Below are 24,360 nucleotides of genomic sequence, written 5' to 3' on the forward strand. Positions count from 1 at the left end.
CTATTCTAAAAACCAAAACTATTTTAAATTTTATCTAAGTATCAATCTATTAAGAAGGATTAATCTTACAATTCAATTTTTAACATTTTTGGTTTTTTTTTTTGAAAATTGAAATCCACGAATAGCTCTTTAAGTTTTAGAATAAAAAGCTTAAAGTAATACGGGTGTTCAAAAATACTTATGTGTAAAAATGAATGTTTTATTTCATGTAGTTTACCAATAAGGCAACCACATAATTGTAACTGCGAATTCCTGAAGCTTGATTATTTACTTTTAAAAATTGACTGTAAAAAGCTTTAAATAAAGGCTCAGTAGGATTTTGATATTGTTTCCAAAAATCTCGGGTTTGTTGATAATTTTCCCGTATTCCTGGTCGTACTTTTTCTAATGCGCAATTAAATTTATCAACGTCGCTTGCATATAATTCGTGTAAACAATAGCGCAAGGCAAACGTATATCCTGAATACTGAAAATACGGATCAGGACTATGCATACAAGCCATAGCACCTATAAAATTAGCCTCATTTTCTTTAGCAAATCCCAATTGATGTGCTTCTTCGTGGCAGCTGGTGGTAGGCATTTTGTAAGGAACAATCAGTTTGTTTACTTGTGCCTCATTTGTAAAAGGATTTAAGTAACCACTAAATCCCATATAGGTTAATGGCAAGCTTAAAAATGATTTTTTTATACTTTTTGGCGAATATTCCAATTTTGGAAAAATTTGCTGTAATCCTGTGTAAGCCGCTGTTGTACGATCAAAAATTTCCTCGGTGGAGTATGGGATGGTTACTGGTAAACTATCATTTGGCTGCAGTTTTTTATGTGCTTCGTTAGATTTTTCAATAAGTTGGTAGGTCACTTTTTCTAAATCCACGGTACTGTACTTATGGTCAATTTGTAGTACTTTATGCAGGGGCAATCGGTAGTAATTTAGCCCCCAAAGGGCATGAAATAAAAAATAAACTATGGAGGCTAACTTTGCAGTTTTTAAAATAGCCGACTGCCAGGATATTTTGCGTTTTAGTAATTTTTTCCAGATAAATGCAATGCAATTAATTGCAAAAAGGATGTAAATGATATCACCCACTGAGCTATCAAAATATCCAAAAATACTACGGGATAGTTTTGATATTTTTGGGTACAGCCCTAAGCTGTAATTTGTTTCAATCCATTCCGGCCAGTTACTAATCCATTTTATTATTAAAATTTGTACAGGAAGCAGTAGCGGAATGATCCATTTTTTTATTTGCATAAGGTTAAAAATACTAAAATCACTTGAAAATAAAATGTGGTTATGGTTATATTTGGTAAAAACTGATATTTATGAATCAAGCCGTACGGTCGCTAGAACCAAAATCATTATGGAATTATTTTGCAGACCTTAATGCTGTACCCCGAGCTTCAAAAAAAGAAGCTGAAGTTATTGCTTTTATAAAAGCTTTTGGGGCTTCACTTTCGTTAGAAGTAAAACAAGATGCTATAGGAAATGTAGTTATTGTAAAACCAGCTTCTCCAGGAATGGAAAACCGTAAAACCATAGTCATGCAATCGCATTTGGATATGGTGCATCAAAAAAATAATGATACAGAGTTTGATTTTGCTACTCAGGGTATTGAAATGTTTATTCAGGAAGATTGGGTAAAGGCAAAAGGGACTACATTAGGTGCTGATAATGGTATTGGAGTAGCTACCATTATGGCAATTTTAGCATCTGATAAAATTGAACATCCAAAAATTGAAGCATTGTTTACTATTGACGAGGAAACAGGTATGACCGGTGCTATGAATTTAAGTAGTGATTTACTAACGGGTTCAATACTGTTAAATTTAGATACCGAAGAGGATGATGAAATTGGTATTGGCTGTGCTGGGGGTGTAGATGTTACTGCGGAAAGAAGTTATAAAGAAGCAACAACGGATGCTACCAAAATTGGCTATCAAATTAGTGTTAAAGGTTTAGAAGGAGGGCACTCAGGTATTGAAATTCATAAAGGTTTAGGGAATGCTAACAAAATTATGAATCGGATGTTACTTGATGCATATGAAAATTTTGGCTTGCAAATATCAAGTATCGTAGGAGGGAGTTTACGCAACGCTATACCCCGAGAAAGTGAAGCTATTGTAGCTATTGATGCAATAAGCGAAGATGTTTTTTTACTTGAAATTAATTTGTTGATTACCGCTATAAAAGCCGAGCAGCAACAAATGGATCCCAATTTAGTTATTGAATTAAATAAGGTAGAGCTGCCTGAAAAAGTAATGGATTTGGGAGTGCAGGAAGGTGTTATCAGATCATTGCATACTGCTCATAACGGCGTTTTCAGGATGTCTCCAGAGGTGGACGGTTTGGTGGAAGCTTCCAATAATATTGCTAAGGTACAATTAGGGAATGGTGTTGTAAAAATTGATTGCTTAACGCGAAGTAGTGTATTATCCTCCCGAACTGATGTAGCCAATAGTTTACGAGCAGCTTTTGAACTTTCGGGCTGTGAAGTTAACTTTGGAGGTGCCTATCCAGGTTGGAAACCTAACAAGAATTCACCTATTTTAAAAGTATTAGACGATACCTACTTAGCATTAAATAGTGAAAGAGCTCATATTATGGCGTGTCATGCAGGTTTGGAATGTGGTATTATTGGCGAACATTATCCGCAAATGGATATGGTATCTTTTGGACCTACTATTTTAGGGGCGCATTCGCCTGATGAGCGCGTTTCCATAACTTCCGTTCAAAAATACTGGAAATTAGTTGTAGCAGTATTAAAAGAAATCCCTAAAAAATAAGGCACTGAAAGTTTAATCTCTGAGGGTCTAATTCCCTGATGCTGGCATCGTGTGAAGAGGAAAGTTTGAAAACCTTAGGTTTTCATTGAAGAGACTAAAATCGAACAAATATCTCGTATGCTTGCATCGAGGAAATTTATTGTTGAAAAAATAGAACCCTCTTTAAAACGGAGGGTTTTTATTGGTCTCAGGTTTAGTTAAAACTATGCATGTTTAAAGCATTTCGCTTTTAGCTTCTAAAAATATTACAAGTGTATTGGCAATTAGTAATTAGCTGTTGGCTTTAAAAATACTGCTAATAGCTAATTTCAAAAAACGGATGTTTAAAAAGTAATGACTTTTAGTCATAACCGAAACTATGGTGTTTTTAATCCATAATGGTTCATTTTTTTAAGTTGACAAGATAGAAGAGCTAAAATACCCAAAGTTTGATCGCCATTAAAATTACGGCGATTACCATAAAAATTTGAATGGCTTTGTCTCCTTTTTTTACGGACCAACGGCTGGCCGACCAACCACCAATGGCGTTACCAATACCAAGTAATAAGCCGTACTTATAATTAATTTGATCGTTAATAGCAAATACGGTTATGGTACCAATAGTAAAAATAAACACCACTATAGTTTTTAGGGCATTTGATTTTACCAGACTCATATTATTTAATACTGAAAGCGCAAGAATTAAAAGTAACCCAGTACCTGCCTGAATAAATCCTCCGTAAATACCTATAAAAAAGAAAGCAATTAATGTAAAGATATAAGCTAATCTTGGTTTACTTTTAAGTAATTGTGGTGGTTTTGGTTTGACTAATGTCAGAATTAATACACCAATCATTACTACAGATAAAATTTTCGTAAACAGTGCGTCGGGTATTTCCAGTGCAATTTTAGAGCCTAATACTGCACCAATGAGGGCAATAATACCAACTAAAATAGATTTTTTAAAACCAAAAACAAACGGAGAGACCCCTTTACTTTTAAAACCCCATGCGGAAAATATGGTTTGAATAAAAATACCAATTCTGTTTGTGCCATTAGCTAAAGTAGGGGGGAGTCCAAAATAAAGGATAAGCACGGGCAGAATAATTACTGAACCACCACCAGCAACCGTATTTATAAATCCAGTAACTACTCCAACTAAAATGAGGACAAGATCTTTTAATTCCATTATTTTTTTGAATTTGGTGCTTTGTATTTAACGGTTTTATCTAGTATTATAGCTTCATCAATACAATTAATTAATGATTTGTAGGGTAAATTTTCTATAGAGTCGACGTAAACACTTTTCACCATTTTTCTACCATTACTTTTAAGGATGCTATGTTTTTCTGAAAGTTCATTGCCACGCATAAAACATACATGAACACCTTCCAATTTTTTGTCAGGATTTAGGTAAACCACCGAAGAAATGCCAAAATAAGTTGGTATTTTCCACTTAATAGCTGCCTTTAAACTATATGTATTTATTAAAATGTCATGCATAAAAGTGAGTATTTTTTGCGTGATTTCGCTTTGGGTGTGAATATAGTCTTCAACTGGGTTCATTAATAGATATGAAATTGTTATTGGCACAATTTACTCAGGAGTATTTAAGTGTATTTTATTTCGCTTTATGCAAATAAATCAGATGATAAGTACCTATCTCCACGATCGCAAATAATGGCAACAATAACGCCGCTTTCTAATGTCTCGGCAAGTTTCAACGCTGCGCAAACTGATCCTCCGCTACTCATGCCTGAAAAAACACCTTCTTCTTTTGCTAAACGTTTAGCCATAGCGGTAGCTTCTTCCTGACTTACCTCAATCACTTGATCTACTTTTTTGGCATCAAAAATACTAGGTAAGTATTCCTTTGGCCACTTTCTTATTCCAGGAATACTAGAGCCATCGGTAGGCTGAGCTCCTACAATTTGAATGTTTTTATTTTGTTCTTTCAAAAAAGTAGAAGTCCCCATTATGGTTCCTGTAGTACCCATTGCAGAAACAAAATGGGTGATTTTATGATTGGTATCTCTCCAAACTTCAGGTCCCGTAGTTTTATAATGTGCCTTCCAATTGTCGTCATTACCAAACTGATTTAACATTACAAAACCTTCATTTTTTACTTTGGCTTCGGCATAATCTCTGGCACCTTCAATACCTATATCTTTGGAGGTTAAAGTTACCGTTGCGCCATACGCACGCATAGTTTGTACACGTTCCTTTGTCGCATTTTCAGGCATTACCAATTCAATATTTAAATTGAATAGACCAGCAATCATTGCCAGTGCAATGCCAGTATTACCACTGGTAGCTTCAATAAGTTGCGTGCTTTTATCAATATCACCCCGGTCCAATGCGGATTTGATCATATTGTATGCTGCACGATCTTTAACACTTCCCCCTGGATTATTTCCTTCTAGTTTTAAGTAAAGTGTAATATTTGGATTTGTAATAACATTTTTAGCTTGTACTAAAGGTGTATTTCCAATAAGGTTCAAAATGCTATTTGTCATAACCACTTGTAGTTTTAATTTTTACTTCTTTTGTATTTGATATTACTGAATTTTCTGCAACAGATTTTGTAAGCCATACGTTACCACCAATAATACTATTGGCACCAATGACTGTATCGCCACCTAAAATGGTTGCATTGGCATAAATGATTACATTATCTTCTACAGTAGGGTGACGTTTGGAGCCCTTTAAATCCCGCGTAACGTATTTCGCGCCAAGCGTAACTCCTTGATAAATTTTCACATTATTTTTTATGATAACGGTTTCACCAATAATAGTTCCTGTAGCGTGATCAATAAAAAAGGAATCTCCTATTTGGGCACCAGCATTAATTTCAGTTCCAGTTAATCGATGCGCAAATTCAGTCATTAAACGCGGTACTAGTGGAAGTCCCATTTTGTACAACTCATGACTAAAACGATATACCGAAATGGCAAAAAATCCGGGGTAGGCTAAATAGACTTCTTCAATGGAATTTGCAGCAGGATCACTGTCTAAAAAAGCCTTTGCATCCAATTGCAATTTGTTTAGTATCATTGGGAAGGAACTAAGGTAATCCATCCAAATTTCGCCGCATGATTTGTCATGTTTCCAGCATGCTAAATTAATCAATTCGTCAAACGTTTGTGCAAGTTTATCAATATTAACCTCTACTGATGCTTCGGTATCAAAAAGTGTTTCAAAAAGTAATGAGGTAAAGTATTCCGTGCGCTCTTTTAAACGGATGGGAAGATTTAAATCTTTTTTTTGAGATTCAATTTGCTTTATTACAGCTTTTTTTAATGAATTCATTGGTTTGGTAATCTTAATAGAGGTAAATATACTTATTTAATTGTTGTTTAGGAGGGTTAATTTTATTGGTTTCTTACAAAAAACGTTTTCATAAAAAACATCATAAAGTTCTGTTTATACACCATCCAAAATTGCTTTTTAAATTGTAGTTTTAAATAGATAAAACTAGGTGAGGGTAGACGTTGTTTTAGGAGGATACTTTCATAATAAAAACTTTAAAAATGGCAGGAGTAGCTACTGATTTACTGGATTTTTTAGATGAGTTAAAGGAGAACAATCACAGGGATTGGTTTGAGGAACATAAACCTACTTTTAAAAAGTTAGAAGTTGATTTTAAAGCTTTGGGCACGGAAATTTTAGAAGGTTTGAATCAAACGGATAGTATTGAAAAAATGAAGGTTTTTAGGATCTATAAAGACGTTCGTTTTAGTAAGGATAAAACGCCCTATAAAACCAATAGATCAATCAGTTTTAGTAGGGAAGGAGCAGCATTGCGCGGTGGGTATTACCTGCATATTGAACCAGCGAATTCATTTATTGCAGGAGGTTTTTTTTCGCCAAATCCTGCTGATTTGTTGCGCATTCGTAAGGAATTTGAAATGGATGATCAGGAAATTAGAGCCCTTATGGCTAACAAAAAGTTTTCAAAAGTATTTGGATCAACATTTGTTCCGTATGCTCAGGTAAAAACGGCTCCCAAAGGTTTTTCTAAGGATCATGCCGCTATTGATTTGATAAAAAATAAATCTTTCTTTTTTGAAAAAAAACTAACAAATAGCGAAATAACAGCCACTGATTTTTCAAAAAAAGTGGTTGAATATTATGAGTTACTCCGTCCGTACTTTAATTATATGAGCGATGTGCTTACCACCGACTTAAACGGAGTTTCCTTATTAAAAGAGTAATATCAAATACACGCATGAACAAAAAGACTTTTTTAATAGTTGTTGCCTTTTTTTCTATTTATGTAATTTGGGGATCTACCTATTTGCTTAATAAAATTGCTGTAACCCAAATAGCCCCTTTCTATTTAGCAAGTATTCGTTTTACTGTTGCAGGGACAATTTTATTTATTATTTCTTTTATTTTAGGTTACGCCAAAGGCATTCAAAAAAAGAGAAATACTTAACTCAGCAATAGCAGGTTTCCTTTTTTTAACTTACGGAAATGGGGTTTTTGTATGGGCTTTGAAGTATGTAGATAGTGGTTTTTCTTCCTTATTGGTTGCCGTTCAGCCATTAGTTATTTTAGTATTAATGAATCTGTTTTACAAACAGAAAATACAATTAAAGTCAATTATTGGTATTGTTTTAGGCATTACTGGTATTGCTATTTTGGTTAGCGAATCAGGATTACATTATACACCCGGTAGTTTTGTTGGTGTAATAATGATTTTTACTTGTATTTTAAGTTGGAGTTTTGCCAGTATTTTTGTTTCAAAACGAGCATTTCCTAAAAAATCATTGATGGATGCAAGTATACAAATGCTATCCGGAGGATTTTTTTTATTAGCGGGTAGTTTCCTTTTCGGAGAAACACACTTGCCTTTTGCCGAATGGACCCAAAAAACAGCTATGTCCATGTATTTACTTACTTTTTTTGGGAGTATTGTAGCCTTTACTGCTTTTAATTTTTTATTACGCAGTGTTTCTCCTGAAAAAGTAGCTACCTCGGGGTATGTAAACCCTGTAATTGCCCTTGTGTTGGGTTGGTATATTTTGGATGAACCTATTTCATATCAATTATTGATAGCCGCTTTAATTTTACTAGTAGGCGTTTATTTTATAAATTCAAGTAAGTCGGTTACTTAAACTTTTAAAAGTAATATTATTCATTTTTGAACATAATTGAAGTTCAATGTTATAATTTCAAAACCCTTTTTTAGGCGAGGTATTCTATCTGATTATTTGTACAATGTTTGAAATAGCCATAGTGTACGATGAATTTTCTATTTTTACCTTCAACTTTTATTTATCAATATAAAATTCTAAACAAGAAATTTGCCTGCGGAGTTGAAACAACTCGTTGAAATTTAATTTAAAATTTGAGGTTTTACTTTCCGCGTAAGCGAAATAAATAACTTTTTGATCCATGGTGCCCTTGAATAACTAAGTCATCATTACTAATTGGCACAACTTTTCCCATTTCAAAACTGGATAAGCGGTGTTTTCCTACTTCAATAGCATTTATTACGGGTAGTTTGTCCAAACTTCCTGAAGCGTCATTAACACGGTAGGCTTGCATAAACATGTAGGCTTGTCGGTTAATGGTGAGTAATTCGGCGTAATCGCCTATTGATTTCCGCAAGTTTTTAAATTGATCCCAATAAAGCACATAGTGATTGCCACCAAAGTACTGATGTACAAAAGACATACTTTGTTTTCCATCAATTCCTGTTTGATTTTTCGGTAATTGATTGAACCAATTTACGGTACCAGATCCATCGATTTTACATGCATATGCATTACGGTAATGGCTAGTATAGTGAATGTGATTTACTCCGTTGATGTAACTTGAAGATTGTAATACGTAGCGTTGTTCAGCAAATAGAGCATAGCTGCCATCAGGATTTGCCATTACTTTATTGATGTGAATTTTTTCAAGATCATACAAGTCGTTTTGACCTCTTTTTCCTCTGGAAATTTGTTGCTGCCTTCGGTTTTCATAAGTAACTAATGTATCGTTTGGAATACGGTGCAATACGGGTTTTATATTTTCGTTTCCATTCAATTTAGCAACAAAAGCACCTACTATTTGTCCTTTAAATTCTTCATCTCCGTAAAACCCAATGGCTACAGGCTCATTTTTTCCTGAAGCATACAACACGGCATCCTCAATAGGAAAATCAGTATCTAGCTGACTGATTTTCCACGTATCGCTATCTTTTGACGCCTTAAAAAACTCGATGTGAAAATTGGTGTCAAGTTTGTTTCGCTTGCCGACTGAAACACGGTCTTTTTCAAATTTTGAAGCCAGCACGTAAAAATTACCCTCATGATCTACCATGAAATCATCGGTGTTTACTTGTTTGAAAAAGTAAGGAATTTCCATAGTGCGTTTCCAATCTAAAGTCATATCCGAATTAAATATCTGAATTTCGATGACATTTTTGGCTTTCCCTGTTTCGTTGGATTTTTCTTTTTTGCGGTGCAGAATTAAAAATTTAGAGGCATCTACTGATTTTTTAATGGCAAAGGCATTGATACGTCTTCCGGCTTCATACCCAAAACGACCCGAAAAGCCAAAATCGTCGGCAATATCCTCTTCTGATTCAATGACAGTAATTGGTTTCTCAATTTTATCAACACTGACTCTCAGTTTTCGTGATAGTAGCTTGTTTTTTTGTCGGTAATACACTTGCACGGTATCCTTTAATTGCATTACGCTTACAAAATCACCTGTATCAGGAAAACTGGTGTTTTTTACTTTTTTAGACAAGTCATTCAACGAATAACGCTCGACTATAAATCCTTTTTTTAGTTTTTTTAAAGATAGAAATCGTTGCCCGTAACTAAAATGAAATTCATCAATACCAGTTACTCTTTTGTATTTATTACCAACTGTTAAGTTAAAATCATTCGTAATGATTGGTTTTTGAGCTAGTAATGATAGTGTAAACACACTGAAAATAAAGAAAAAATTGGCCTTCATAAATTTAATTGTTAGTTCGCAAAATATAAAAACTACTGCATTTATGCTAATGACTAGGGTATAGACTTTATATTTTATTAGATTTCAATAGATTAAAAAAAATATCAAAAAAAAGTAGTTTTTTTCTTCGTGTAATTCCAATAATAGATTAAATTTGCAACCGCTTCGAGAGAAGTGTTCAACGTTCTTTTACAGGATACAATTTTAGGAGAGGTGCCAGAGTGGTAATGGAGCAGATTGCTAATCTGTCAGCGCGCAAGTGCTGCCGGGGTTCGAGTCCCCGTCTCTCCGCAATTTTTTAGTATTTTTGTATCAAATATAAGTACACCTCGGGGTGTAGCGTAGCCCGGTCATCGCGCCTCGTTTGGGACGAGGAGGTCGCAGGTTCGAATCCTGCCACCCCGACATTGTTGTCGTAGCAACATAAAAACTACGGGCTCTTAGCTCAGCTGGATAGAGCACCTCCCTTCTAAGGAGGCGGTCGAAGGTTCGAATCCTTCAGGGCTCACTAAAGCGGATTTTTTATCAAACTTGATAAAATTTCCGCTTTTTTTATTTCCTATATTACCCGTCATTTCTGGGATTAGCGAGAAAAACGAATTTACTCTAGTGATTCGAACTTGGTCTAATTCGTGATTATAGAAGATTCCGTCTGGAAATAGCATTTGTTGAAAAACCTTTTTATTCTCTAAAGTTGAAGATTCCCATAATGGCAGTACATTGGTGGATGTTTTAGCAACAAAATTAATTACTTTTTTGAGGTTCGAACTGTATCCACTTGTTTTTTCAACTTCTTGCTCAATTTCGAAATATTCATTTTTGTATTTAGAGCTGTATTTATCGTAAAGCGGTCTATCTATTTCACCAATAACAAATCGCTCTTCTATATTTTCTAATTTCTTCTTTAAAGCTTTTAGATTTGACTTTAAAATCTTTTCATTCTCTGTTTTCGATTTAAAGAATACTCCCATTTGCTCTTCTAGTTGCACTTTGATAATTTCTAATTCTTCTTTTTCAATTTTAAAAGAAGCCAGTGCTTTGTTAAACAATTGGTGCATTGCTTTGGCGCTACGATTTACTTTGCAGCCTTTTGTACGGCATTTGTAGTAATAAAGATTCTTCTTTTTTACTAAATAACCTGTCATTCCTTTTCCACATTTTTCACACTTTGTGAAAATTTTTAAAGGAAGGTTATCATTGTCTTTATTGTGTACAAAACCATGTATGCGTTTTTCTTTTCTAATATTATGTACTTTTAAAAAAAGCTCTTTTGAAATCATGGCTTCGTGATTTCCTTCAATTACTTGGTCTGGAATCATTTTGCTTGTGATTAACCCACAATAGAAAGGATTTGAAAATAAATCGTTTAAACGCTTTTCTGATAAGTTAATTCCCATCTTTTTTAAACGTCGTACTATTTCTACGTTTGGTAATTGACTATACGCTTTCCATTCAAAAGCCTTTTTTAATAGTTTTCCTTCTTCATTAACTACTAGCTTACGCTGAGTAGCTTTTCCTTTATTTAAGTCCTCATATCCTCTAGGAACAGCCCAAACCCAATACCCTTTTAAGAGCAGTTCTTTCATTCCTGTAACGGTCTTATCCCTTCTTAGCTCATTATCCATTTGTCCGAAAAGAAAAAATATTTTTTGCTGAAAAGAACCCGACGGAGTAGTTGGGTCAAGTTCTTGTGTAATGGCTAACGTAATCACACCATATTTTTTTAGTAATTCTTCAGCAATGGATGCTCCATTAATTCCTGAACGTGAAAAACGTTCGTAAGAATACACAATGATATAGTTGATGTTTTTAGAGCGTTTTACAAACTTTAGTAATTGATTAAACTCTTTTCGATCATCTGTTTTTGCAGATTCGTATGTACCTCCAAAATATCCAACAACATTTAAGTTTCGCCTTTGTGCATATAAATCACAATGCTTTTTTTGAGAGGCTAGACTGGTATTATCTTCTTGATCGCTGGATGAAACCCGAGTATAAATAACGGCATTATTACCTTCTTGAAATTTTTTGGGTGCTTTGGGAGCGAATTGTTTGAAAAGAGTTAAGTTATCCATGGTTTTAAGTGTTGAATATCAATAACAAAGATATAGGTATTGGTCAGTTTTGTGTAAAAGTCAATGTTAAATAATATTTTGATCTTGTACATTAATGGCTTCTAATATGAGTAAAGAAAAGGTTTCAGCGTTTTTAATAAGCTGATTGTATGCTTCGGGAGATATGTTTTTATATTTAGTAATTTGACGTATTTTTTCTATAGGTAATCGTTTCTTGACCCTTTCTGTAGCTTGTTCTATATCTTCTTTATTAATGTGTTGCATTGGTTCATAAATAGAAGTACGTTTTTTACTTCTTTTTATAAACTTATAGCCTTTGATACTATGTAATTTATGGAGGTTTTAATTCGTCTTTATTTGTCGTTACTTGTCTGATTTTATTATCATTATTTAAAATAGAACTCGATTTTTGCAACTAGATTTTTAAATTTTAAGGGGTTTGTAATAAATGAAGCTTTTATCATTTTTCGGGACAACGAAAAACTAGCAGGATATAAGTAGTTCTAATTTGAAAGTTGTTGCTTTTTTCGCTTAACTATCGGTACGCTCAAACACAAAAAATTTCAAAAGAACTGCTACATATCCTTATGTAACTTGTAAAGACTATACAAGTTTTAGAGAATAATAAGGTATCTACTTCCTTGAAAATACGAGTATTTTACTACGTTGCAAACACACCTAATTATTCCCTAAAAGTCTTGACAAATTCCACTTCATTTATTTTGCTATGAATGGAAAGTCAAACCAATACCCCCTTAAAATTATTTAAAAATAGATGACTTCTTTTTTATTAATGAATGCTATTATTTTTGATCAACTAGCTAGTTGTATTGCTGTATGGCTAGCCGTAATTGCTTCTGCTTTTACAATTGACTAGCTGAACAAATAGCTAACTAGTTAATTAGCTAGTAGTACAATCAGCTATAGGTATTTTTGTCCAGCCAGTCATACATATATTTGAATGGTTGACTAGCTAACTGTGCAATTATAAAGTTAGCTGACTAAACGGTTAAGCGTATAGCCGTTTAGCTGGCTATACGGCTGTACGGCGATACATCAAGAAAAACTGCACTTTTACTCTGTTCTTGTTTAAAAATTTCCTTTTGCAGTACCTAAAGGCTTTTGGAGTCTTCTTTTGTCTATAACTATCATAGTGTTAGAACCATTTGTTCGTTTTTAATTTGTAATAATCAGTTCTAGAAGTGGTGATAACGAATCACCATATTAAAATCCACCTAAAAACTGTTCAGCGGAACAGAGCAAGTTGTGTAATGAGTGCCTCAAAATAGCTTTTGTGCCTCTCAATACAAACTTGTCCTACGGAGTTTAAAATCCCTCCGAAGTCGAGGATTTTTTTAAAAGACGAATTGGAGGTTGTATTACTAACGAATTAAAATGATGAAAAAGCATTCATTTAATTCAAAAAAAAAGAATAATGATCGCAAAAATAGGGAGAGGAAGTCACTTAAAAGGAGTGTTATTATACAATTATGAGAAGGTTGAAAAAGACCAAGGAAACATTATTCATAGCCATAATATGATTCACTCCTTGACTGGAGAATTTACGATTCCATTATTGGAACGTTCTTTTGAACCTTATTTGATTGCAAATAATAAAACAGAAAAACCGATACTTCATATCTCACTAAATCCAAATCCGAAAGATGCAGTTTCAGATGAAGTCTTTAGCTCATTAGCTGAAAATTATATGCAAGAAATGGGATATGGCGATCAACCTTATGTGGTGTTTAAACATACCGATACCGAGCGTGCGCATATCCACATTGTTTCGGTTTGTGTAGATGAATATGGCAAGCGTATTTCTGATAGTTTTGAAAAAGTACGTTCTATGAAAATTTGCCGAAAATTGGAGAAACAATTTAAACTTACCTCAGCAATTGGTAAGACGGAAAAGAAGGACACTCCAATACAAAAAGTGAATGCAAAGCAAGATAATTTAAAACAACAAATTAACTCAGTACTTTCATATGTTAATGAAAATTATCATTATCAGACATTTGGTGAATACAATGCCTTATTGTCTTTTTTTAATATAACCGCACAAGAAGTTAGAGGGATTATTCATGGTAAAGAAAAACGAGGATTAGTTTATTTTGCTACGGATAGCTTGGGTGAAAAAATAAGTAATCCTTTTAAATCTTCTCGTTTTTCACAGCCTGTTGGTTTAGCAGATTTACACCAAAAGTTTAAAAAATCAAAAGATTTTATTAAAACCCATAAACCTCAAAAACGAGTTCGTGAATTGGTACGTTATGCAATGCAAAAGCATCAGACCGAAGGTAATTTTAAAAAGTATTTACAAGGCAATAAAATATCAACTTTTGTTCGAGAAAACAAGCAAGGCAGAATTTATGGAATCAGTTTTATAGACCACTCTTCTAAAACGGTATTGAATGGTTCTCGTTTAGGCAAAGATTTGTCTGCAAATGTATTTAATCATTTGTGGAACGAAGCAGAACCATCAATCTCAACTTCTGTTAAACAAAACTACGCGGAACATTTTACAGAATATATAGAAAACGAATTAAAAATAAAAGAGCAAAGCTTTTCTAATGGAAATATTATGGAGACATTTGGGAACTTGTTACCGATAGATATTCCTGAAGAAATGGATAATAATATCGTAAAGAAAAAGCGTAAAAAGAAAAAAGGTGTAAAGCGGAGGTGATATTAAAGTTTTTTGACTCTTAATTTCTCAATTTCTTGAACAGTTAATCCAGTAGAGAAAGCTATTATTTCACTATCAATCCCCTTTCTTTTAAGTTGCTTTGCTATTTCTGTTTTTTCTTTACGCTTAGCAATAGTTGAAGCCTCTTTTTTAATTCGCTCTTCTAGGACATATTGAGGAACATATTTTGTGCTTTTTTCAAGTTCTTCTAATAAACCTATGTTTTTAAAACTTAAATAACTTTTAGGAGTAATAATTAGGTGGTCAGATACAGGTGTGTCAACAATAATTCCTACTTGTATCAATCGATCTGTAATATTTTTATCTCCTTCGGATGGTTTAAGTTCTCCGCTAGGGTGATTATGACATAAAATAATTTTAACTGCTCGTTTTTGTAACGCTAAACTAAATACTTCCATTGGTTCGGCAAGTGTTTTGTTTATTGTTCCTAAACTGATTAATTCAATAAATAGAATGCGGTTATTAGTTTCCAATCCAATAACCCAAAAGTGTTCTCTATTTTGGTCTATTTTACCTTCACGGAGTAAAATCTTTTGCATGATTCCGTAAATGTCGTCTGAGTTTAGAATTTTTATTTTTTCGGCTTCGGTTAAATCAATATCCATGAAAACAAAAATAAGATTTTATCTTTAAAAGTATAAAATCCTTTTTTGATTGGTTAATCAGAAAATTTACCATGATATAAGTATCTAAATATGTATTTACCGAATGTGCTTCAATATTTCTATAAGCCTAACTACTCATAAAAGTAAAAAAGAGTCTTTATTTTTAGACTCTTTTTTATAAGCTACATAGATAGTATTTTAGCAATTTCTTTCTTTTTCTTCTAATTTAAACTCATTTTCATTTCATGATCGTATTTACAACACGCAGGTAAATTTTCATAAGCAGATTCACTACCCATTACTTTATCTGTATCATAGCCTGAAGCTGAAATTGCATTATGAATAGCGTCTAAATTTGTTTTAGATGCATCGAAAGACACGTCTATTTTCTTTTTATCAACATTCCAAATTGCTTTAGATACGCCTTGAATACCATTTGCCGCTTTTTCAATGGTGCTTTTACACATACCACAATTACCACGTACACCAAATGTTGTTTCAGTAGAAGCTACTTCATTTGTTGTAGTTTGGTCCGTTTTAATAGCTTCGTTTTTACAACTTACTAACCCGATGGTAGCTATAATTGCTATACTTAAAATTACTCTCTTCATTTTTTAAAAATTTAATTATTATTTATTTCTTGTTTTACTTCTCCACATTTCAGCATCGTATCCCCGAAATACGGATTTAATACTTGTTTTTCTTTACTTAACCAATACGCACCTTTGTCCCTATCTGCCATTGGGCAATATTGCTTGTAGCTAACCTCGTTAATTCCGAACGACTGGACAGCCAGAATAAAATGCTCTGAAAGTATTTTAAATTGATTGCGTTGCGCTTTAATATCGTTGGAATTGGCAATGCCATTACTACTCGATTTTAGTGTTTTATTTAACGGCATCCATTGCTTGTGAGCTTTGTTAGAGGTTAGCAATTTCATATCGATATTTTGTAATGCCTTGTGTAAAGTTGATGCACCATTTTTTGCTAATTCGGCATCCGATTTTATGAGGTTATCTTTTAGTTTGATATACGCATCGTAGGCAGTTTGTAATTGCGATGTGAATTGTTTGCTCACTTCAAACTGTTCGCTCATTTCTTTTTTATGGTTCATCATCGATTTTTTGCCTTGTAATTGTGCTGATGCATCAATAGTAAATACGCCATTAGTTACCACTTCATCGCCTGATTGTAAACCACTTTTTACTTCATAATTGTCACCTAATTTGTTACCTAATACTATTTCTTTCATTTCGAAAATAGGATTGTCGGCATCTGGTTTTACATAGACTATTGAGCGTTTTCCCGTCCATAAAACAGCTGATGCAGGTATTAATAATTGCACTTTGGTATCCATAACTCTAGTATCTACTTTACCTGTAACAAACATTTCGGGTTTAAAGAGTTCTTTTCGATTGTTTAAAACCGCTCGAACAGTAACAGTGCGTGTTTTCGGATTTAAAACAGGGTTGATAAACGAAATTTTCGCATTAAAAACTTCATTAGGATAGGCATTGGTAGTAATGGCAATAGCTTGCCCAACTTTAAAATTACTGATTTGATTTTCGTACACATCAAAGTTTGCCCAAACCGTATTCAAATTGGCAATTTTAAATAAGGGTTGACCTTGCTTTATATAATCACCTTGTGCTACTAATTTTTCTGAAACAGTTCCTGATACAGTAGCGTATACAGGAAAGTTTTCTTTTACTTTTTTAGAACTTTCAATTTGATTGATTTGGTTATCTGATAGCTTCCATAATTTTAACTTATTACGCACCGCTTTATACAATGCAGGTTGCGTTTCTTTTAAGGTAGAAGCGGTTAGTAGTTCTTGTTGTGCTTTAACCAATTCGGGCGAATAAATAGTGGCTAAAAGTTGTCCTTCTCTAACGTTTTCACCTGTGAAACTGATATTTAAACGTTCTATTCGTCCTGCAAAATAACTTACTTGTACTGCGTTGGCTTCTTCGTTTTTGGCAATTTTTCCTGATAAGGTTATTCCATTATCCGTATTTGCCGTAGCACTACCAATAATAGTAGTTTGCACGTTTGCCAACGCCATTGCGTTTTTAGTCAATTTAAATTGATTAGGCGACAAACCGTCTGCACCTGCTTCGGCAGGAATTAAATCCATACCACAAATTGGGCAATCGCCTGCTTCGGGTTGCATAATTTGAGGATGCATTGAACACGTCCACATTTGCGATGTGTTACTTTCGGTTTGATGATTGTGGCTTGTTTCTTTATCTAATGAATTACCAAAGAATAGTTTTCCTAAAAGTAATCCTGCTACTAAAACTATAATGTATATGATGTATTTTTTCATTTTTTAAAAGATTAACATTAATACAGCCATTACTAACATAATAGCGTTTTCTATAAAAGTTGCTTCGGTCATTGGCAGTTTTAAGGCTGTACCTAAACACGCACAACGAATTGCCTTTTTATCAAGTAATGTTTTAGTTACACCAATGGTTGTTATTCCCAATACGATAATGGTTATAATTAGTGCTATGTTAATTTCAAATCGAATTAAAAATAGTAGCCCTAAAATGGTTTCTATAAATGGATAAATTTTAGCATATGCAGGCACTCGTTTTGCCAATGGGTCGTACATTCTAAAACTATCTGGAAAACCTTTTAAATCTAACATTTTGAAAAAACTGAATACGATATAAAACAAGCCCATAAAATCGAGCATAAACTCACGCCAACTCCAATCTTTGTAGTGTAACAATATACTTGCTACCGTGATGTATAATAAGATTAAAAACAAGGGTTTTAATTGCTCGAATTTGCTTTTTTCTTGTGTCATTTCAAAATCTGAAAATGCGTTTGTAACTACCTTTTTAACAGGTGGTTTTTCAGAAAAGGTATATTTTTCTTGCAACACATTTTGAAAATCTGATAAACTAATAGGCGCACGCATCGTAATTTCGACTTCTTTATTTTCAAGATTTACCTTTACATCGGTAACGTTATCTAAACTACCTAAACTCTTTTCTACGTTAGCTTTACAGCTTCCGCAAGTCATTCCGTCAATTTTATATGTGTGTTTCATTTTTACTGAATTAAATAGTTAATAATGGCACTTTGTACATAATAATTTTGCACCGCCTTAATTTGGTTTAACTGAAACTTTAACTGCAATTCTTGAATATCGAGAACATCGTTAAAATCAATCGTACCTGTTTCGTAACTTTTAACAAGAATGGTTTCTGCATTCTTGGCTTGTTTCAAGTTTTTGCTTTGGTTATTGTAGCGTATTCTTGCCGTTGTTCGCTCGTTAATTGCTTTATCTAACAAGGTTTCTAACTTGTTAAATCGTTCTTGTTTTTGAGTGTTAAATTCTTCTTGCTGAATTTCGTTTTGTTTAGTTTTAGACTTATATTTTTTATTGAAAATTGGAATAGAAAACGATACCATTGGCATTACAATATCTTTTCCGTTATCGTTAAAATTCATGTCAGGACGTTGGGCAACGTTAACATAATCTAACCCGAAACCTATCATTGGGCTACTTTCCTTTTGGTTTAATAGTTCAGATTTTTCAACTGATTGATACAACTTGTCGTACTTAATCAATTCAGGATGAAATTGTAAACTATCTAAATTTATAGTCCTGTCGTCTAACGGAATTCCCAACTCTAAAACCGCATTTACAATGGTGTTTTTATCCCTGTTTAGTAGCTTGTTGAAGGCTGTTTGTTCAGCTAAAAATTGTTGTTGTAAAACGGCTTTAGATTGGTTTAAATCGTTTTGTCGCATTTGCAAGCGCAACACATCTACAACAGATGCTTTGCCAACTTCAACCGACGTTAACGCCATAGTTTCATAGGTTTTTAGCAAGTCGATGTTTTTGGTTAAGACTTGTTGTTTAGCCTTAATTGCGTACAAATTGTAATACGAAGTTGATACCGATGCAATTAATTGTCGTTTGGCTATGGTAATATCTTCAAACTTGGCATCGGCTAACGAATTTACGTAATCTTCTCTCGAACTAATTGTACCAAACCAAGGTAACATTTGATTTACCGATACTTTAAAACGCTGTGCGCCTGTTCGTGTTTCGGGTTCGCTTACAAAATAACCTACACCAATGTTGGTATTGGGTAAGGTATTTACTTCGTTTACCTTTTCTGAAACTCGTTTGTATTGCAATTCAAATTGTTTAATTTTTGGATTGTTTATCAAGGCTTTATCAATAAGCGATTGGAGTTCTTGTGCATTAGAAAATCCACTAAAAACAAGAATGAACAATATGGATAATATGTTTTTAGTCTTCATTTGTTGTCTTTCTTTTTAATAAAAATTCTTCTCGTAAACTGTACAATACAGGCAGTAAAAAATAGGATGTTACATCGATAATCATACCGCCAAAGGCAGGAATAGCCATTGGTATCATAATATCGCTCCCTCTCCCTGTGGATGTTAGTACAGGTAGTAATGCCAATACAGTTGTTGCTGTTGTCATTAAACACGGTCTGATACGTTTTTCGCCTGCTTCTACAACCGATTTTCGTATATCGCCTTTTGTTGTTGGTTCGTTTTTGGCAAAGGTTTGTTTTAAATAGGTTGCCATTACTACACCGTCGTCGGTGGCAATACCAAACAAGGCAATAAAACCTACCCAAACGGCGACACTTAAATTAATTGGGTGCATTTGGAATAGCTCTCGAATATTTTGTCCAAAAAGACTAAAGTTTAAAAACCACGATTGCCCATAGAGCCATATCATTATAAATCCGCCTGCAAAGGCTACAATAATTGCCGTAAACACCATTAAAGAGGTTGTAGCCGAACGGAATTGAAAATATAAAATGATGAAAATAATAAGCAATGCCAATGGCACAACGAGAGACAAGGTTTTTTCGGCTCGTATCTGATTTTCGTATGTTCCTGTGAATTGAAAATTAATACCTTTTGGCACAATTAATTCACCACTATCTATTTTTTTCTGGATGGCTTCTTGTGCATTTTCGACTACCGATACTTCTGCAAATCTGTTAAGCTTATCAAACAATACATAACCAATTAAAAAAGTATCCTCACTTTTAATAACTTGTGCGCCTTGTTCGTAACGAATTGTTGCCAATTCACTTAATGGCACAGAGTTTCCTTTGTTTATTGGCACATAAATTTGTTCTAAATCGGTTGGTGTGGTGCGTAGTTCTCTTGGATAACGAACACGCACGCCGTAACGCTCTCGTCCTTCAACGGTTTGGGTTAACGACATACCACCAACGGCAACTTTTAAAACATCTTGCACCTCTTGAATAGAAATGCCATAACGTGCTATTTTTTCTCTGTCGATATCGATTAACAAATATGGTTTTCCCACAATTCTATCAGCAAAAACAGCTTCTTTTTTAACGCCTGTTACTGTTTTTAAGATGTTTTCTAATTGTACACCAAAGGCTTCAATTTCTTTTAAATTTTGTCCTTTTACTTTAATACCCATTGGCGCACGCATCCCTGTTTGTAGCATCACCAATCGGGTTTGAATAGGTTGTAATTTTGGTGCAGATGTTACGCCTGGTATTTTGGTAGCCTTAACGATTTCGCTCCAAATATCGTCGGTAGATTTTATGTTAGGTCGCCAATTTCGGTAAAACTCCCCTTCGTTGTCTTCAATTAATTCATCCGAAGAAACATCTGAAAATATAAGTTTAGAAGTTGCATCGGTCGAATTTGGATTGGCAACTGTTTTGCCATTTTTCAACACAAATAATCCATCTTTATTTACTTGATAACGTTGGCGTTCGCCGTGGTTATTAAGTGCATATTCGGGTTTGTAAATAATTACATTTTCATACATTGAAAGTGGCGCAGGGTCTAAAGCTGATTCGGTTCGTCCTGCTTTACCAACTACCGTTTTTATTTCAGGAATATTGGCAACCCCCATATCCAACTGTTGTAAAACACGTTTATTTTCTTCAACGCCCGAATGTGGCATTGAGGTTGGCATTAGTAAAAACGAGCCTTCGTTTAAAGAGGGCATAAACTCTTTGCCTGTGTTTTTGAAAATTAAAAATCCGAGAATGCTAATCGTCGTTGGAATTGCCAAAAAGAGCATTTTATTCGCTAATGCCCATTGTAGAATTTGAGCATAATATTTGCGTAATAGTGAGAATGCTCCTAACAACCCGAAACAGATAATAGCCACAAACAACAGGTTTAATAATAAACTTTTGCCTACGCCTAAAGGTCGCCAATATTCAGCCAATAAAAACACAATAGCGAATGATGCAATAACTATATTAATAAGATTTACTTGTTTATTGTAAACTTTTTGTTGTAGTTTTAAAATGTCTGTACTACCGAAAGCGATTAAGAGTATTCCTAACCAATTCCCTAAGACAATAGAAACAATACCCAAAACAATTAATAGAGCATTGATGATGTACGACAGGTTTTTGGTAATACTTCTTCGTTTAAAGATGATCGTTGCAAATGGTGGAATTAAAAACAACGCTACCACCAATGCCATGATAAGTGCAAAGGTTTTGGTAAACGCCAACGGACTAAATAATTTACCCTCTGCGCCAACCATTGTAAATACGGGTAAAAAGCTAATTATAGTGGTCATTACTGCCGTAACAATTGCTCCCGAAACTTCGGCAGTTGCATTGTAAACTACAGTATTGATTGGTAAATTATTTTCGTTTTTTTCTAAATGATTTAAGATGTTTTCTGATAGAATTACACCCACATCTACCATTGTTCCGATGGCGATTGCAATTCCTGATAAGGCTACGATATTGGCATCAATTCCAAAGGTTTTCATTGCAATAAACACCATTAAAACCGCCACAGGTAACAAGCTCGAAATTAAAATGGATGCTCGTAAATTATATACCATTACAATAATTACTAAAATGGTAATGAGTATTTCTAATGTGAGTGCTTCGTTAAGTGTTCCTAATGTTTCTTGAATCAATTCTGAACGGTCATAAAATGGTACAATGGTTAATTGTGATGTTGCGCCATCTGCCAAAACTTTTGAGGGTAATCCTGCGCTTAATTCTTTAATTTTTTCTTTGGCATTATTGATTACCTCTAAAGGATTTGCACCATATCGAGCCACCACAACACCGCCCACGACTTCTGCGCCCTCTTTGTCTAAAATTCCTCTACGAGTTTTTGCTCCGAGCGATATTTTGGCGATGTCTTGTACTTTTATTGGTGTGTAATTTGCTGATGAAACTACCGCATTTTCAATATCTTTTATAGATGTGATATAGCCTAAACCACGCACCAAATATTCTACTTGGTTAATTTCTATGGTTTGCGCTCCGATGTCTTGGTTGCTTTGTTTTACTGCTTTTACAACTTGTTGCAGATTGATGTTGTATTGACGCATTAATTCAGGGTTTACGTCAATCTGATATTCTTGAACATATCCACCAATAGATGCTACTTCAGACACGCCACCTGATGATGATAAGGCGTATTTTACATAGTAATCTTGTATGCTTCGTAGTTCGTGTAAATCCCAACCACCTGTTACGTTTCCGTCTTTATCTCTACCCTCTAATGTGTACCAATAAACTTGTCCTAAACCTGTGGCATCTGGCCCTAAAGTTGGATTAACACCCTCTGGTAATAAACCACTTGGTAACGAGTTGAGTTTTTCGAGAATACGTGAACGACTCCAGTAAAATTCGACATCTTCTTCAAAAATAACATAGATACTTGAAAATCCAAACATCGAAGAACTACGAATGGTTTTTACGCCTGGTATACCTAACAACGACGTTGTTAACGGATAGGTTATTTGGTCTTCTATGTTTTGTGGCGAACGTCCATCCCACTTTGTAAATACAATTTGTTGGTTTTCACCAATATCTGGAATAGCATCTACCGCTACGGGTGCATTTGGTAAAAAGCCTGTATTCCAATTAAAAGGTGCGTTTACAACTCCCCAACCTATAAATAAGACGAGTAATAAAATAGCAATAAGTTTATTTTCTATTAAAAATTTGATGCTTTTATTGAGCATAAAAAATGATTTTAAAGAATTAGACATTGGTATGTAAATACCGTGTACAGCAATATATCCTCTGAATTTTCAGTGGATAATGTGATCTAATATTTTAAAATCAGATTAAATATACTTCGTCAAGAGCCTGAATATCCTTGACGACGAGTGGAGGAGAATAATTTTTAAAAGGAATTACCTTATTATGAAGTCCTTTAAATAAGTTAATATAGCTATAACAAAAGCTTGCTACGAAAACTTGTTGGTCGAAAGATAAATTATCAAATGCAGATTTTTTTAAATCATCTTGTCCCTCGATAACTTTTGTAACGTCTTTACAGCAATTCTTTTTAGAAATAGAACAATCTTTATTGTTTAGGTCTTGCTTTATTTCCATTCCACAAGATGAAGCTTTACTAAAATAACTAACATCCATAACAGTATCACCACAGAAATGACTACTTATGGTAAATGACATTGTAGATAATAATACTACAAAAGTCATAAAGATTGATGTTATTTTATAAATTAAATTATTCATCCTGTGATGCAAAGATACAAAATTTTATAAATCGAAGTGTGAAACAAATTATTGAGATGTAAATGAAAATGAATGTAAAGCAAAGTAACTAATTCTAATATTCTCACCTTTTTTAACTTAAAAAGCAATCAAAAATGAATTGTTTTCTTAAAATCAAAAAACACTGATTTTTACTACTTATTCTAACTATTCATAAAATTCAATATAATATCAAAATCTTCAAGAAGAAAGTTCGATACTTCTTTCGTTGGGCTCACTTTAAATCCTCACCATTTATTTGGTGGGGATTTTTTGTTTTATAAATATTAGTGTTTATAAGGCTTTAGGTGAATTTACACTCTTTCTGTTTCTCTTTTTACAATTTACTGTTAATTGAATGTATGCCTTTTTGGGGTACACTTTTGGGTATCAATTATCCTCTTTGGGTATCAATTTAAAATCAAACTTAAACATTATGAATAAACATAAAATAAGAGTGTTATTTGTAATAGCACTTAATAGAATTAAAAAAAACAATCAAGCTCCAATATATTGTAGGATAACTTATAACAAAAAGAGAAAGAAATTCTCTACTGGTATATTTATAAATCCAGATGATTGGAATAGCAAACAACAAATAGCTAAACCACCCAATAAATACAAAAACTTAAACACTCAACTGAGCCTTATTAGTCAAAAGATTAATGAGGCTTTTTTAATGCTCCAAATTCTACCTAATGGAC

20 protein-coding genes, 3 tRNA genes and 1 pseudogene are annotated in these 24,360 nt (G+C 33.7%); 9 read left to right on the top strand and 15 right to left on the bottom strand.

Features of this window, described 5'->3' with window-relative positions; all coding sequences use genetic code 11:
• Positions 1 to 199: 199 nt before the first annotated feature.
• On the bottom strand, positions 200 to 1,252 hold the full coding sequence (locus GMC_RS0113050) for a DUF3810 domain-containing protein (RefSeq protein ID WP_010522565.1): 1,053 nt from the start codon (positions 1,250 to 1,252) through the stop codon (positions 200 to 202).
• A gap of 71 nt (positions 1,253 to 1,323) precedes the next feature.
• On the opposite strand from GMC_RS0113050, the gene GMC_RS0113055 reads away from it, so the two are divergent.
• Positions 1,324 to 2,784 (top strand): aminoacyl-histidine dipeptidase, encoded by a 1,461-nt coding sequence (locus GMC_RS0113055; RefSeq protein WP_010522566.1) that lies wholly within the window; start codon positions 1,324 to 1,326, stop codon positions 2,782 to 2,784.
• A gap of 412 nt (positions 2,785 to 3,196) precedes the next feature.
• Here GMC_RS0113055 and GMC_RS0113060 read toward each other — a convergent pair whose 3' ends face one another.
• The 4 genes from GMC_RS0113060 to GMC_RS0113075 all read right to left on the bottom strand — a co-directional run bounded on the left by GMC_RS0113060 (position 3,197) and on the right by GMC_RS0113075 (position 6,072).
• On the bottom strand, positions 3,197 to 3,952 hold the full coding sequence (locus GMC_RS0113060; RefSeq protein ID WP_010522567.1) for a sulfite exporter TauE/SafE family protein: 756 nt from the start codon (positions 3,950 to 3,952) through the stop codon (positions 3,197 to 3,199).
• A complete protein-coding gene (locus GMC_RS0113065; protein WP_010522568.1) occupies positions 3,952 to 4,329 on the bottom strand; it encodes a DUF1801 domain-containing protein in 378 nt (125 codons plus the stop codon). Before GMC_RS0113065 ends, GMC_RS0113060 begins: the two co-directional genes overlap by 1 nt.
• Before the next feature lie 65 nt (positions 4,330 to 4,394).
• Entirely contained in the window at positions 4,395 to 5,279 is an 885-nt protein-coding gene (gene cysM / locus GMC_RS0113070; protein ID WP_010522569.1) for a cysteine synthase CysM, read from the bottom strand.
• A complete protein-coding gene (locus GMC_RS0113075; RefSeq protein ID WP_010522570.1) occupies positions 5,269 to 6,072 on the bottom strand; it encodes a serine O-acetyltransferase in 804 nt (267 codons plus the stop codon). The genes cysM and GMC_RS0113075 overlap by 11 nt, the downstream gene beginning before the upstream one ends.
• Before the next feature lie 221 nt (positions 6,073 to 6,293).
• Here GMC_RS0113075 and GMC_RS0113080 point away from each other — a divergent pair, with 221 nt between their 5' ends.
• The 3 genes from GMC_RS0113080 to GMC_RS19960 are packed head-to-tail and all read left to right on the top strand — an operon-like array spanning position 6,294 to position 7,883.
• Positions 6,294 to 6,977: a DUF2461 domain-containing protein gene (locus tag GMC_RS0113080; RefSeq protein WP_010522571.1), complete on the top strand. Its 684-nt coding sequence runs from the start codon at positions 6,294 to 6,296 to the stop codon at positions 6,975 to 6,977.
• A 14-nt stretch (positions 6,978 to 6,991) separates the two neighbouring features.
• Positions 6,992 to 7,201, top strand: coding sequence for an EamA family transporter (locus tag GMC_RS22805; RefSeq protein WP_316928978.1), 210 nt, complete (start codon positions 6,992 to 6,994; stop codon positions 7,199 to 7,201).
• Positions 7,194 to 7,883 carry an EamA family transporter gene (locus tag GMC_RS19960; RefSeq protein ID WP_316928979.1) on the top strand — a complete coding sequence of 230 codons (690 nt, stop codon included), beginning with the start codon at positions 7,194 to 7,196 and terminating at the stop codon, positions 7,881 to 7,883. The genes GMC_RS22805 and GMC_RS19960 overlap by 8 nt, the downstream gene beginning before the upstream one ends.
• A gap of 241 nt (positions 7,884 to 8,124) precedes the next feature.
• On the opposite strand, the gene GMC_RS0113090 is transcribed toward GMC_RS19960, so the two are convergent.
• Positions 8,125 to 9,723 carry a hypothetical protein gene (locus GMC_RS0113090; RefSeq protein ID WP_010522572.1) on the bottom strand — a complete coding sequence of 533 codons (1,599 nt, stop codon included), beginning with the start codon at positions 9,721 to 9,723 and terminating at the stop codon, positions 8,125 to 8,127.
• A 207-nt stretch (positions 9,724 to 9,930) separates the two neighbouring features.
• Between GMC_RS0113090 and GMC_RS0113095 the strand changes: the two genes are divergently transcribed.
• From GMC_RS0113095 to GMC_RS0113105, 3 genes are all read left to right on the top strand, one after another.
• Positions 9,931 to 10,014, top strand: a tRNA-Ser gene (locus GMC_RS0113095).
• A 39-nt stretch (positions 10,015 to 10,053) separates the two neighbouring features.
• Positions 10,054 to 10,128 (top strand) — tRNA-Pro (locus GMC_RS0113100).
• Between the two features lie 29 nt (positions 10,129 to 10,157).
• Positions 10,158 to 10,231: transfer RNA gene (locus tag GMC_RS0113105), tRNA-Arg, on the top strand.
• 736 nt (positions 10,232 to 10,967) lie between these two features.
• Here GMC_RS0113105 and GMC_RS23020 read toward each other — a convergent pair.
• Both GMC_RS23020 and GMC_RS0113110 read right to left on the bottom strand, forming a co-directional pair.
• A pseudogene (locus GMC_RS23020) lies at positions 10,968 to 11,798 on the bottom strand (recombinase family protein); the annotation flags it as partial.
• A gap of 66 nt (positions 11,799 to 11,864) precedes the next feature.
• On the bottom strand, positions 11,865 to 12,062 hold the full coding sequence (locus GMC_RS0113110; RefSeq protein WP_010522574.1) for a hypothetical protein: 198 nt from the start codon (positions 12,060 to 12,062) through the stop codon (positions 11,865 to 11,867).
• 1,171 nt (positions 12,063 to 13,233) lie between these two features.
• On the opposite strand from GMC_RS0113110, the gene mobB reads away from it, so the two are divergent.
• Positions 13,234 to 14,487 (top strand): conjugal transfer protein MobB, encoded by a 1,254-nt coding sequence (gene mobB / locus GMC_RS0113120; protein ID WP_010522575.1) that lies wholly within the window; start codon positions 13,234 to 13,236, stop codon positions 14,485 to 14,487.
• A gap of 2 nt (positions 14,488 to 14,489) precedes the next feature.
• Here mobB and GMC_RS0113125 read toward each other — a convergent pair whose 3' ends face one another.
• The 7 genes from GMC_RS0113125 to GMC_RS0113155 all read right to left on the bottom strand — a co-directional run bounded on the left by GMC_RS0113125 (position 14,490) and on the right by GMC_RS0113155 (position 23,638).
• The gene (locus tag GMC_RS0113125; RefSeq protein ID WP_010522576.1) at positions 14,490 to 15,113 is read right to left on the bottom strand and encodes a JAB domain-containing protein; all 624 of its coding nucleotides are present in this window, start codon (positions 15,111 to 15,113) and stop codon (positions 14,490 to 14,492) included.
• 221 nt (positions 15,114 to 15,334) lie between these two features.
• Positions 15,335 to 15,724 (bottom strand): heavy-metal-associated domain-containing protein, encoded by a 390-nt coding sequence (locus GMC_RS0113130; protein ID WP_010522577.1) that lies wholly within the window; start codon positions 15,722 to 15,724, stop codon positions 15,335 to 15,337.
• An 11-nt stretch (positions 15,725 to 15,735) separates the two neighbouring features.
• Positions 15,736 to 17,442: an efflux RND transporter periplasmic adaptor subunit gene (locus GMC_RS0113135; protein WP_010522578.1), complete on the bottom strand. Its 1,707-nt coding sequence runs from the start codon at positions 17,440 to 17,442 to the stop codon at positions 15,736 to 15,738.
• Between the two features lie 3 nt (positions 17,443 to 17,445).
• Positions 17,446 to 18,177, bottom strand: a complete 732-nt coding sequence (locus GMC_RS0113140; RefSeq protein ID WP_029489770.1) for a heavy-metal-associated domain-containing protein — start codon at positions 18,175 to 18,177, stop codon at positions 17,446 to 17,448.
• A gap of 2 nt (positions 18,178 to 18,179) precedes the next feature.
• Positions 18,180 to 19,403, bottom strand: coding sequence for a TolC family protein (locus tag GMC_RS0113145; RefSeq protein ID WP_010522580.1), 1,224 nt, complete (start codon positions 19,401 to 19,403; stop codon positions 18,180 to 18,182).
• Complete coding sequence (locus GMC_RS0113150; protein ID WP_029489771.1) at positions 19,393 to 23,118, bottom strand: efflux RND transporter permease subunit; 3,726 nt, start codon at positions 23,116 to 23,118, stop codon at positions 19,393 to 19,395. Before GMC_RS0113150 ends, GMC_RS0113145 begins: the two co-directional genes overlap by 11 nt.
• A 100-nt stretch (positions 23,119 to 23,218) precedes the next feature.
• Positions 23,219 to 23,638, bottom strand: a complete 420-nt coding sequence (locus GMC_RS0113155; protein WP_029489773.1) for an HYC_CC_PP family protein — start codon at positions 23,636 to 23,638, stop codon at positions 23,219 to 23,221.
• Between the two features lie 454 nt (positions 23,639 to 24,092).
• Here GMC_RS0113155 and GMC_RS0113160 point away from each other — a divergent pair.
• A partial coding sequence (locus GMC_RS0113160; protein WP_010522583.1) for an Arm DNA-binding domain-containing protein occupies positions 24,093 to 24,360 on the top strand: 268 nt, incomplete at its 3' end.

Origin of the sequence: Aquimarina agarivorans (assembly GCF_000218485.1) — a bacterium.
GTDB classification, from domain to species: domain Bacteria; phylum Bacteroidota; class Bacteroidia; order Flavobacteriales; family Flavobacteriaceae; genus Aquimarina; species Aquimarina agarivorans.